The sequence below is a fragment of the Streptomyces sp. NPDC006476 genome (assembly GCF_040612015.1).
Taxonomy (GTDB): domain Bacteria; phylum Actinomycetota; class Actinomycetes; order Streptomycetales; family Streptomycetaceae; genus Streptomyces; species Streptomyces griseorubiginosus_B.
In genome coordinates this window covers 1-10,677 of record NZ_JBEXPK010000016.1, presented here as the reverse complement: position 1 = coordinate 10,677, position 10,677 = coordinate 1, and the positions used below count along the sequence as shown (strand labels likewise).

Sequence of the window (10,677 nt, the reverse complement as noted above, 5' to 3'; positions counted from 1 at the left end):
CGCCTCCGGGCGGGCACCGTCCCCGGATCACCGGGAACAGTCCGCGTAGCCATGGGGATTGAGCTGCTGGAACCGCCAGGCGTCCCGGCACATGTCGGTCAGGTCACGGGTGGGCCGCCAGCCCCAGGCCCGGGTGACGGCGCTCGCGTCGGTGACCAGTCCGGCGACGTCGCCGGGACGGCGCGGACCGATCCGGTACGGCACCTGCGCACCGCACACCTCGGAGAAGACGGCGACCACGTCCAGGACCGAACTGCCCTGACCCAGGCCGACGTTGTACACCCGCATGCCGGGCTTGTCGACGAGATGGTCGAGCGCCACGCGGTGCGCCTCGACGGTGTCCATGACGTGGATGTAGTCGCGGATCGCGGTGCCGTCGGGGGTGGGGTAGTCCCCGCCGTGGACGTCCACCAGGTTCCGGTGGCCGGCGGCGGTCCGGGCCACGGAGGGCATCAGGTTCTCGGGTTCACCCGGCGGGTCCTCGCCGAGCAGTCCGCTGGGGTGCGCGCCGGCCGGATTGGCGTACCGCAGGCACAGCACCGTGTACTCGGGGCAGCGGTGGCAGACGTCCGCCAGGATCTGCTCGCACAGCCACTTCGAGGCCGCGTCCGGCGTCACCGGCCGGGCGGGGGTGGCCTCGTCGAGCAGACCGGGGCCGGCGTCGCCGTAGACCGCGCAGGAGGAGGCGAAGACCAGGCGGTGCACACCGTGCTCGTGCATGGTCGACAGCAGGGCGGTGGTGCCGCCGACGTTGGTGTCGTAGCACTCGACGGGCCGCTTCAGGGACCCGCTCGGGGACTTGACGGCGGCCAGGTGCACCACGGCGTCCACGGAGTGCCGGGTGAAGACCGACGACAGGGCGTGCCGGTCCCGGATGTCCAGTTCGTAGACGGTGCCGACGAAACGGCCGGCGATCCGCTCGACCCGGGAGAAGACCTGCGGCGTGCTGTTGGAGTAGTCGTCGACGACGATCAGCTCGTAGCCGTGGTCCAGCAGGTCGACGCACGTGTGACTGCCGATGAAGCCCGCCCCACCGGTGACCAGGACTGTTGACGGTGCGCTCATGGGCGCTCGGCCCTTCGTAGGCATCGTACATTTACGATGTATCCATACGATTGTTCCGGCCCGCCCCCGGTGAGTCAAGGGCGGACGGGCCCGCCCTCGTCCCCGCTACGCCCGCACCAGCAGCTGGAAGTCGAACGCGTACCGCGACGCCCGGTAGATGTGCGTGCCGTACTCGACCGGGCGGCCCGTGTCGTCGTACGCCGTGCGCTGCATGGTGAGCAGGGCGGCGCCCTCCTTCTCGTCGAGGCGGCCGGCCTCCTCGGCGGTGGCGGAGCGGGCGCCGATGGTCTGGCGGGCGCTGTGGAGGGTGATGCCGGCGGTGCGCATCATCCGGTACAGGCCGGTCGACTCCAGCCGCTCGGTGTCGAGTGCGAAGAGGGCCGTCGGGAGGTAGTTGGACAGCAACGCGACCGGCTGGCCGTGCGTCAGGCGCAGCCGCTCCAGCGCGATCACCTCGCTGCCCTCCGCGATGCCGAGCGCGGCCGCGACGTCGGCGCAGGCCGCCTCGCGCTCGTTGCGCACCACCCGCGTGGTCGGGCCCTGGCCGGCCGCCTCCAGGTCGTCGTAGAGGCTGGAGAGCTCCAGCGGGCGCTTGACCTGGCTGTGCACCACCTGGGTGCCGACACCCCGGCGGCGCACCAGCAGACCCTTGTCGACCAGGGACTGGATGGCCTGCCGGACCGTGGGTCTGGACAGGCCCAGGCGGGTCGACAGGTCGATCTCGTTGCCCAGGAGGTTGCCCGGGGCGAGCGCCCCGTGCTCGATCGCCGCCTCCAGCTGCTGCGCGAGCTGGTAGTACAGCGGTACCGGGCTGCCCCGGTCCAGCGCGAAGTCCAGCGATTCGAGCGCGGGAGCGGTCGCGGCACGGGTTGCGCCACGGGTCCTCGCCATGGACGCACCTCCCTCCGATGAGTCTGACGTGACGTCAGGAGTGGCTGGGGAAACCGAGGTTGATGCCCGAGTCGGCCGGGTCCGGCCAGCGCGTGGTGATCACCTTGCCCTGGGTGTAGAAGGCGATGCCGTCGTTGCCGTAGACGTGCAGGTCACCGAAGAGGGAGTCCTTCCAGCCGCCGAAGCTGTGGTAGCCGACGGGGACGGGGATCGGGACGTTCACGCCGACCATGCCCGCCTTGACCTCCAGCTGGAAGCGGCGGGCGGCGCCGCCGTCCCGGGTGAAGATCGCGGTGCCGTTGCCCCAGCGCGAGCCGTTGATCAGCTCGATGGCCTCGTCGTACGACTCCGCGCGCACCACGGCCAGCACGGGGCCGAAGATCTCGTCCCGGTAGGCGTCCGCCGTCAGCGGCACCCTGTCGAGCAGCGACACGCCGAGGAAGAAGCCGTCCTCGTGGCCCTCGACGGTGTACCCGGTGCCGTCGACGACGACCTCCGCGCCCTGCTCGGCGGCCGAGGAGACGTAGGAGGCCACCTTGTCACGGTGCTCGCGGGTGATCAGCGGGCCCATCTCGGAGGACGGGTCGTCGCCGGGGCCGATCCGCAGGCTCTTCGCGCGCTCGGCGATCTTCGCGACCAGTTCGTCGCCGGTGTCGCCGACCGCGACCACGACGGACACGGCCATGCAGCGCTCACCCGCCGAACCGTAAGCGGCGTTGATCGCCTGGTCCGCCGCGAAGTCCAGGTCGGCGTCGGGCAGCACCAGCATGTGGTTCTTGGCGCCGCCGAGGGCCTGCACGCGCTTGCCGTGCTCCACCGCCTTGAGCTGGATGTACTTGGCGATCGGCGTCGAGCCGACGAAGGACACCGCCTCGATGTCGGGGTGCTCCAGGAGGCGGTCGACGGCCACCTTGTCGCCCTGCACGATGTTCAGGACGCCGTCGGGCAGGCCCGCCTCGGAAGCGAGTTCGGCGAGGCGGAAGGAGGCCGAGGGATCCTTCTCACTCGGCTTCAGCACGAACGTGTTGCCGCACGCGATGGCGAGGGGGAACATCCACATCGGCACCATGGCCGGGAAGTTGAACGGCGTGATGCCCGCGACCACGCCGAGCGGCTGACGGATCGAGGCCACGTCGACCCGGGTCGAGACCTGTGTCGACAGCTCGCCCTTCAGCTGCACGCTGATCCCGCAGGCCAGCTCCACGATCTCCATGCCGCGCGCGACCTCGCCGAGCGCGTCGGAGTGCACCTTGCCGTGCTCGGCGGTGATCAGCGAGGCGATCTCGTCGCGGTGCGCGTCCAGCAGCTCCCGGTACTTGAACAGGATCGCGGTGCGCCTGGCCAGCGAGGAGCTGCCCCAGGTCTCGAACGCGGCCTTCGCGGAGGCGACGGCGGCGTCCACCTCGTCGACGGTCGCGAAGCCGACCTGCTTCTCCTGCGCGCCGGTCGCCGGGTCGTAGACGGCGCCGAAGCGGCCGGAGGCGGACTCGACCGGCTTGCCGCCGATCCAGTGGGTGATGGTCTTCATGGTGCACGGGCCTTTCACAGGGTGGGGGTTCAGAGGTGGCGGCGCCGGTCGGCGACCTGACGGTCGTACTCCTCGCGGGCCCGCACGGCGGCCTCGCGGGAGGCGGTCGCGGCGACCGGCACGTCCCACCAGGCCTCGGCCGGGGGAGCGGTCGGGGTGGCGGTGTCGGTCTCGACGTAGACGCAGGTCGGGCGGTCGGAGACGCGGGCCGCGGCGAGCGCCTCGCGCAGTTCGCGGACCGTCTTGGCGCGCAGAACGTCCATGCCGAGGCTGCCCGCGTTGGCGGCCAGGTCGACGGGGAGCGGAGCGCCGGAGAAGGTGCCGTCGGCGGCCCGGTAGCGGTAGGCGGTGCCGAAGCGCTCACCGCCGACGGACTCGGACAGGCCGCCGATCGAGGCGTAGCCGTGGTTCTGGATGAGGACCAGGTTGACCGGCAGGCCCTCCTGGACGGCGGTGACGATCTCCGTCGGCATCATCAGATAGGTGCCGTCGCCGACCAGGGACCAGACCGGGGTGCCGGGGGCGGCCTGCTGGACGCCGATGCCGGCCGGGATCTCGTAGCCCATGCAGGAGTAGCCGTACTCCAGGTGGTACTGGCGCCGGCTGCGGGCCCGCCACAGCTTGTGCAGATCGCCCGGGAGCGAACCGGCCGCGTTGATCACCACGTCCTCGTCACCGACGACCGCGTCCAGGGCGCCGAGCACCTGGGTCTGGGTCGGGACGGCGCTGTCGTCGGCGGCGGTGAAAGCGGCCTCGACGACCTGCTCCCAGCGTTCCTTTCCGGCGCGGTACTCGTCCTCGTAAACCGGGTTCACACGGTGACCGGCCAGCGCGTCCGTCAACGCCGTGAGCCCGGCGCGCGCATCGCACACGACCGTGCGCGCGGCCAGCTTGTGGGCGTCGAAGGCCGCGATGTTGAGGTTGACGAAGCGGACGTCCGGCCGCTGGAAGAGCGTGTTGGAGGCGGTCGTGAAGTCCGTGTACCTGGTCCCCACACCGATCACCAGATCGGCCGTCCGTGCGATGTCGTCGCTGACCGCGGTGCCGGTGTGGCCGATGCCGCCGAGGTCGGCGGGGTGGTCGTGGCGCAGCGAGCCCTTGCCCGCCTGGGTCGAGGCGACCGGGATGCCGGTCGCGTCCACCAGCGCCTTCAGCGCGTCCTCGGCCCGGCTGTGGTGAACGCCGCCGCCCGCGACGATCAGCGGACGCTCGGCGCCCCTGATCGCCGCCACCGCCTGGGCCAGCTCCTGCGGATCGGGGGCGGGACGCCGTACGTGCCACACCCGCTCGGCGAAGAACTCCTCCGGCCAGTCGTACGCCTCGGCCTGGACGTCCTGGGGGAGGGCGAGCGTGACCGCGCCGGTCTCCACCGGGTCGGCGAGGACGCGCATGGCGTTGAGCGCGGAGGGGATCAGGGCCTCGGGGCGGGTGACGCGGTCGAAGTATCGGGAGACCGGGCGCAGGGTGTCGTTCACCGACAGGTCCGCCTCCACCGGGTGCTCCAACTGCTGCAGCAGCGGGTCGGCGACGCGCGTGGCGAAGTAGTCGCCGGGCAGGAGCAGGACCGGGAGGCGGTTGATGGTGGCGAGGGCGGCACCCGTGACCAGGTTGGTGGCGCCGGGGCCGATGGAGGTGGTGACCGCCTGCGCGGAGAGCCGGTCCAGCTGGCGGGCGTGGGCGACGGCCGCGTGCACCATCGCCTGCTCGTTGCGGCCCTGGTGGAACGGCATGGTGTCCTCGCCCGCCTCCAGGAGGGCCTGGCCGAGGCCGGCGACGTTGCCGTGGCCGAAGATGCCCCAGGTGCCGGCGATCAGCCGCTGTCGAACGCCGTCGCGCTCGGTGTACTGGGCGGACAGGAACCGCACCAGGGCCTGGGCGACGGTCAGGCGGCGGGTGGGGGTGCTCATCAGGACTTCTCCGGTGCCGTGTAGAGGGGGAGGCGGGGGTCGACCGGCCGGCCGGCCCAGGTGTCGCGGATCCAGGCGTGATCGGGGTGGTCGCAGATCAGCCAGGCGCGCTCGGGCTCGGGGCCCGCCATGACGTTGAGGTAGTACATGTGGTGGCCGGGCACGGCCATGGACGGTCCGTGCCAGCCGTCGGGGATCAGGACGACGTCGCCGTCGCGCACCTCGGCCAGGACGTCGGTGCCCCGTCCGTGCCCGGAGGGGGAGACACGCTGGTAGCCGAGGCCGGGGATGCCGTCGTGGCCCGCGAACTCGAAGTAGTAGACCTCTTCGAGGACGGACTCCTCGCCCGGCCGATGCTCGTCGTGCTTGTGCGGTGGGAACGACGACCAGTTGCCGCCCGGCGTGATCACCTCGACGGCGATGAGCTTGTCGCACTCGAAGACGCCCGCCGCGCCGAAGTTGTTGACCTGGCGGCTGCTGTTCCCGGTGCCGCGCAGTTCCACCGGCACCGAGGAGGCCGGCCCGTAGCGGGCGGGCAGCCGGCGGGTGCAGCGCGCTCCGGTGAGCGCGAACCGTCCGCCGCCGGCGCTCGTGACGGTCGTACGGGCGTCCCGCGGCACGTAGGCGAAGTCGCTGACCGCGCTGAACACGCTCTCGCGGCCGGTGAGTTCGAAGGTGTCGTGGCCGAAGTCGTCGTCGGACGTCACCGTGCAGCCGCCGCTCAGCGGCAGCACGATCCACTCGCTCTCGCCGGTGTCGAAGGAGTGCGTGCCGCCCGGCGACAGTTCCAGCACGCGCAGGCTGGAGTAGCCCCAGCCGGCCTTCTCGGGGGTGACGTCCACGACGTAGGGGCCGCCGAGGGCCTTTCCGGCGGGAAGGTGGTAGGTCATAGGGCACTCCTCGTCCGTGTCATGACAGCCGCGGTCACAGCAGCCCGACAGCCGTGTCCACCGCGTTCTCCACGTTGCCGTCGGCCGGGTAGAGCAGCGACCGGCCGACGACCATCCCCAGCACCGTCGGCAGCCGGAGCGCCTTGCGCCAGCGCTCGTAGGCGCCCTCCTGGTCCTCGCCCACCTCGCCGCCCAGCAGGACCGTCGGCAGGGTGGAGGTCTCCAGGACCTCGCCCATGGCGTCCGGGTCCTCGGTGACGGGCAGCTTCAGCCAGGTGTAGGCGGAGGTGCCGCCGAGGCCCGAGGCGATGGCGATCGACTTCGTGACGGCCTCGGCGGACAGGTCGTTGTGGACCCTGCCGTCGATCCGGTGGGAGACGAACGGCTCGACGAACAGCGGCAGCCGGCGCTCCGCCATGGCGTCGATCGCGCGGGCGGTGGACTCCAGCGTGGTCAGCGAGCCCGGGTCGGCGTAGTCGATGCGCAGCAGGAGCTTGCCCGCGTCGAAGCGGAGGCGGGCGATGTCCTCGGCGCGGTGGCCGGTGAAGCGGTCGTCCAGCTCGAAGGCGGCGCCCGCGAGGCCCCCGCGGTTCATGGAGCCCATGACAACCTTGTCGTCGAGCACGCCGAGCAGCAGCAGGTCCTCCAGGATGTCGGCGGTGGCCAGCACCCCATCGACGCCCGGCCGGGACAGCGCCACGCACAGGCGCTCCAGCAGGTCCCTCCGGTCCGCCATGGCGAGGGGTCGGCCGCCTACGCCGAGGGCGCCGCGGGCCGGGTGGTCGGCGGCCACGATCATCAGGCGGCCGCTGTCGCCGAGCAGCGGCCGGCGCCTGCGCCGGGCGGCCGCCTCGGCGATCGCCTCGGGGTGCCGGGCCCGGACCGAGACGAGCTCGGGGATGCTGAGGGTCAAGGGATGCTCCGTTTCAGGCAACAGTGGCTCGCGCCAGCAGGTCTTCGACCTCGGCCTCGGTGGGCATCGCGGAGGAGCAGGCGAGGCGGGAGGCGACCAGTGCCCCGGCCGCGCCCGCGTACCGCATGATTTCGGCCAACTCCCATCCGGACAGCAGCCCGTGCACCAGCGCTCCGCCGAAGGCGTCGCCCGCGCCGAGTCCGTTGGCCACCTCCACCGGGACCGGCGGGATCTCGGCGGTGGTGCCGTCGCGGTGCACCGCCAGCACGCCCTCGGGGCCCTGCTTGACGACGGCCAGCTGCACCCCGGCCGCAAGCAGCGCCTCGGCGCAGGCGCGCGGTTCGCGCGTGCCGGTGGCGATCTCGCACTCGTCGAGGTTGCCGACCGCGACGGTGGCGTGCTGCAGGGCCTCCGCGTAATAGGGCCGGGCCTCCTCAGGGTCACTCCAGAACGCCGGGCGCCAGTCGAGGTCGAAGACGGTGACGCCGGTCCTGCCGCGGGCCTTCAGGGCGGCCAGCGTGGCGGAGCGGCTGGGCTCCTCGCTCAGGCCGGTGCCGGTGATCCAGAAGACGCGGCTCGCCCGAATGGCGAAGAAGTCCAGGTCCCCGGTGTGTATCTCCAGGTCAGGAGCCTTAGGCTGCCGGTAGAAATAAAGAGGGAAGTTGTCCGGCGGAAAGATCTCGCAGAAGGTCACCGGTGTCGGGTACGCGGCGACGGGTGCGACCCAGCGGTCGTCGACGCCGAACTCCTTCAGCGCCTGGTGCAGAAAGGCGCCGAAGGGGTCGTCCCCGGTGCGGGTGATCACCGCGGTGGACCGGCCGAGCCGGGCGGCGGCGACCGCGACGTTCGCGGCCGAACCGCCGAGGAACTTGCCGAAGGTCTCGACCCGCGGCAGGGCCACACCCGACTGCAGGGGGTAGAGATCGACTCCGATACGGCCCATGGTGATCAAGTCGAAGGGCTGGACTGACTCGGCCATGTGTGCTCCTCGGACGGGACTGGGGACGCGGGTCCCAAGGGGCCTGCCGCCTCCCAGGTGTAGGCCCCGACCGAGGGCGCTGTCAATAGTTTGTACTTACATTCGGACTAGCTCGTGAAATGATGTCTTAACAAAGTATTGACAGCGGGCGCGGCCAGGGGTTTGATCCCGTCCCAGCGAAACCGCCGCGTTTGCGGCGGGCGACCCGAACATGCCAAGATCCCGGGCTCTGGATCTTCGAGATCCCTTCCTTTCCCCCGAAAGCACAGTGAGGTGCCAGGAAAGATGGACCGCTCTTCTCACCCCCGCTCCCGCAGACTCGTACCCCTCGTCGCGGTGGCTGCGGCGGCTGCCCTGACCCTCGCCGGCTGCTCCAGCAGTTCCGGGGGCAAGAAGTCCGAGGACAACGGCGCGGCGGCCTCCGCCGGCAAGGCCAACACCCCCCGCATGACCGTCGCGCTGGTCACGCACCAGTCGCCCGGCGACACCTTCTGGGACATCGTCCGCAAGGGCGCCGAGGCGGCCGCGGCCAAGGACAACATCAAGCTGATCTACTCGGCCGACCCGAACGCGGGCAACCAGTCCAACCTGGTGCAGAACGCGATCGACCAGAAGGTGGACGGCATCGCGGTCACCCTCGCCAAGCCGGACGCCCTCAAGGCCGTCATCGCCAAGGCCAAGTCGTCCAACATACCGGTGGTCGGCCTCAACTCCGGCGTGAGCGACTGGAAGAAGCTCGGCCTGATGGAGTTCTTCGGCCAGGACGAGACGGTGGCCGGTGAGGCCTTCGGAAAGAAGCTCAACGCGCTCGGCGCCAAGCACGCCGTCTGTGTCGTCCAGGAGCAGGGCAACATCGGTCTGACCCAGCGCTGCGACGGCCTGAAGAGCACCTTCTCCGGCAAGACCGAGGTCCTCAACGTCAACGGCACGGACATGCCGTCCGTGAAGTCGACCATCACCGCCAAGCTGAAGCAGGACACCTCCATCGACTACGTCGCCACGCTCGGCGCGCCCTTCGCGCTGACCGCGGTGCAGTCGGTGTCGGACGCCGGCTCCAAGGCGAAGGTCGCCACCTTCGACCTCAACAAGGACCTCACCACCGCCATCAGCAAGGGCACGATCCAGTTCGCGGTGGACCAGCAGCCGTACCTGCAGGGCTACCTGGCGATCGACTCGCTGTGGCTCTACAAGAACAACGGCAACTACAGCGGCGGCGGTGAGCAGCCCGTGCTGACCGGCCCGGCCTTCGTCGACAAGTCCAACGTCGCCCAGGTCGCGCAGTTCGCCGCGAAGGGCACCAGGTGACGAGTATGACCCAGCACGCCGAGCCGGCGGTGAAGACACCGCCGGCCCCCGGCCGCAAGGAGACCGACGGCCGCACGGCCGAACGTCCCCTGGCCGTACGCCTGTTGGCCCGGCCCGAGGTGGGTGTGTTCCTCGGTGCCGTGGCGGTCTACGTGTTCTTCCTGATCGCCGCCCCGCCGGTGCGCGAGGCCAGCGCCATGGCGAACATCCTCTACCAGTCCTCCACCCTCGGCATCGTGACCATCCCGGTCGCCCTGCTGATGATCGGCGGCGAGTTCGACCTGTCGTCCGGCGTCGGCGTGATCACCTCCGCGCTGACCGCGAGCATGACGGCCTACCAGCTGACCCTCAACGTCTGGGTCGGCGTGTTCGCCGCACTGATCGTGTCCTTGGCCATCGGCTTCTTCAACGGCTGGATGGTCGTCAAGACCGGTCTGCCCAGCTTCCTGGTCACCCTGGGCACCTTCCTGATCCTCCAGGGCGTCAACCTCGCGGTGACCAAGCTGGTCACCGGCAACGTCGCCACCGACGACATCAGCAACATGGACGGCTTCAACACGGCCAAGGACGTCTTCGCCTCCAGCTTCGACATCGGCGGCGTGCAGGTGAAGATCACCGTGTTCTGGTGGCTGCTGTTCGCGGCGATCGCCACCTGGGTGCTGCTGCGCACCAAGTACGGCAACTGGATCTTCGCGGTAGGCGGCAACAAGGACTCCGCCCGCGCCGTCGGTGTCCCCGTGGCCTTCACCAAGATCTCCCTGTTCATGCTGGTCGGCTTCGGCGCCTGGTTCGTCGGCATGCACCAGCTGTTCTCGTTCAACACCGTCCAGTCCGGTGAGGGCGTCGGCATCGAGCTGATCTACATCTCCGGCGCGGTGATCGGCGGCTGTCTGCTGACCGGCGGCTACGGCTCCGCCATCGGCCCGGTCTTCGGCGCGTTCATGTTCGGCATGGTGCAGCAGGGCATCGTGTACGCCGGCTGGAACCCCGACTGGTTCAAGGCCTTCCTCGGCGTCATGCTGCTCGGCGCCGTCCTGATCAATCTGTGGGTCCAGCGCACCATGACCCGGAGGTGACCCGATGACAGACAACGGAACCGGAACCCACGGAGCGATCCTCGCGGACACCCCGCCGGAGGGCGGGGACACCCCGATCGTCGAACTCCGCAACGCCGGCAAGTCCTACGGCAACATCCGCGC

At 70.5% G+C, this 10,677-nt stretch carries 9 protein-coding genes and 1 pseudogene; 3 read left to right on the top strand and 7 right to left on the bottom strand.

Annotated features, from left to right (window positions below):
- Window positions 1–27: 27 nt before the first annotated feature.
- The 7 genes from galE to iolC all read right to left on the bottom strand — a co-directional run bounded on the left by galE (window position 28) and on the right by iolC (window position 8,173).
- Window positions 28–1,065 carry a UDP-glucose 4-epimerase GalE gene (galE, locus tag ABZZ74_RS19365; RefSeq protein ID WP_356766401.1) on the bottom strand — a complete coding sequence of 346 codons (1,038 nt, stop codon included), beginning with the start codon at window positions 1,063–1,065 and terminating at the stop codon, window positions 28–30.
- 105 nt (window positions 1,066–1,170) lie between these two features.
- Entirely contained in the window at window positions 1,171–1,956 is a 786-nt protein-coding gene (locus ABZZ74_RS19360; protein WP_356766399.1) for a GntR family transcriptional regulator, read from the bottom strand.
- A 34-nt stretch (window positions 1,957–1,990) separates the two neighbouring features.
- Complete coding sequence (locus ABZZ74_RS19355) at window positions 1,991–3,484, bottom strand: CoA-acylating methylmalonate-semialdehyde dehydrogenase (RefSeq protein ID WP_356766397.1); 1,494 nt, start codon at window positions 3,482–3,484, stop codon at window positions 1,991–1,993.
- 29 nt (window positions 3,485–3,513) lie between these two features.
- Window positions 3,514–5,391 (bottom strand): 3D-(3,5/4)-trihydroxycyclohexane-1,2-dione acylhydrolase (decyclizing), encoded by a 1,878-nt coding sequence (iolD, locus tag ABZZ74_RS19350; protein ID WP_356766395.1) that lies wholly within the window; start codon window positions 5,389–5,391, stop codon window positions 3,514–3,516.
- A complete protein-coding gene (iolB, locus tag ABZZ74_RS19345; RefSeq protein ID WP_356766393.1) occupies window positions 5,391–6,281 on the bottom strand; it encodes a 5-deoxy-glucuronate isomerase in 891 nt (296 codons plus the stop codon). The genes iolD and iolB overlap by 1 nt, the downstream gene beginning before the upstream one ends.
- A gap of 34 nt (window positions 6,282–6,315) precedes the next feature.
- The gene (locus ABZZ74_RS19340; RefSeq protein WP_356766391.1) at window positions 6,316–7,194 is read right to left on the bottom strand and encodes a deoxyribose-phosphate aldolase; all 879 of its coding nucleotides are present in this window, start codon (window positions 7,192–7,194) and stop codon (window positions 6,316–6,318) included.
- 13 nt (window positions 7,195–7,207) lie between these two features.
- Window positions 7,208–8,173, bottom strand: a complete 966-nt coding sequence (iolC, locus tag ABZZ74_RS19335; protein WP_356766389.1) for a 5-dehydro-2-deoxygluconokinase — start codon at window positions 8,171–8,173, stop codon at window positions 7,208–7,210.
- A gap of 285 nt (window positions 8,174–8,458) precedes the next feature.
- On the opposite strand from iolC, the gene ABZZ74_RS19330 reads away from it, so the two are divergent.
- The 3 genes and pseudogenes from ABZZ74_RS19330 to ABZZ74_RS19320 all read left to right on the top strand — a co-directional run.
- The gene (locus ABZZ74_RS19330; RefSeq protein WP_356766387.1) at window positions 8,459–9,478 is read left to right on the top strand and encodes a sugar ABC transporter substrate-binding protein; all 1,020 of its coding nucleotides are present in this window, start codon (window positions 8,459–8,461) and stop codon (window positions 9,476–9,478) included.
- A gap of 5 nt (window positions 9,479–9,483) precedes the next feature.
- Window positions 9,484–10,554 carry an ABC transporter permease gene (locus tag ABZZ74_RS19325; protein ID WP_356766385.1) on the top strand — a complete coding sequence of 357 codons (1,071 nt, stop codon included), beginning with the start codon at window positions 9,484–9,486 and terminating at the stop codon, window positions 10,552–10,554.
- Window positions 10,555–10,558: 4 nt separating this feature from the next.
- Window positions 10,559–10,677 (top strand): annotated as a pseudogene (locus tag ABZZ74_RS19320) (sugar ABC transporter ATP-binding protein); the annotation flags it as partial.

What these genes read in the sequence shown, in the direction of transcription:
- ABZZ74_RS19355 (WP_356766397.1), bottom strand. Translation starts at nt 3,484, where the DNA reads ATGAAGACCATCACCCACTGGATCGGCGGCAAGCCGGTCGAGTCCGCC.
- ABZZ74_RS19330 (WP_356766387.1), top strand. Translation starts at nt 8,459, where the DNA reads ATGGACCGCTCTTCTCACCCCCGCTCCCGCAGACTCGTACCCCTCGTC.
- galE (WP_356766401.1), bottom strand. Translation starts at nt 1,065, where the DNA reads ATGAGCGCACCGTCAACAGTCCTGGTCACCGGTGGGGCGGGCTTCATC.
- ABZZ74_RS19360 (WP_356766399.1), bottom strand. Translation starts at nt 1,956, where the DNA reads ATGGCGAGGACCCGTGGCGCAACCCGTGCCGCGACCGCTCCCGCGCTC.
- ABZZ74_RS19325 (WP_356766385.1), top strand. Translation starts at nt 9,484, where the DNA reads ATGACCCAGCACGCCGAGCCGGCGGTGAAGACACCGCCGGCCCCCGGC.
- iolB (WP_356766393.1), bottom strand. Translation starts at nt 6,281, where the DNA reads ATGACCTACCACCTTCCCGCCGGAAAGGCCCTCGGCGGCCCCTACGTC.
- iolC (WP_356766389.1), bottom strand. Translation starts at nt 8,173, where the DNA reads ATGGCCGAGTCAGTCCAGCCCTTCGACTTGATCACCATGGGCCGTATC.
- iolD (WP_356766395.1), bottom strand. Translation starts at nt 5,391, where the DNA reads ATGAGCACCCCCACCCGCCGCCTGACCGTCGCCCAGGCCCTGGTGCGG.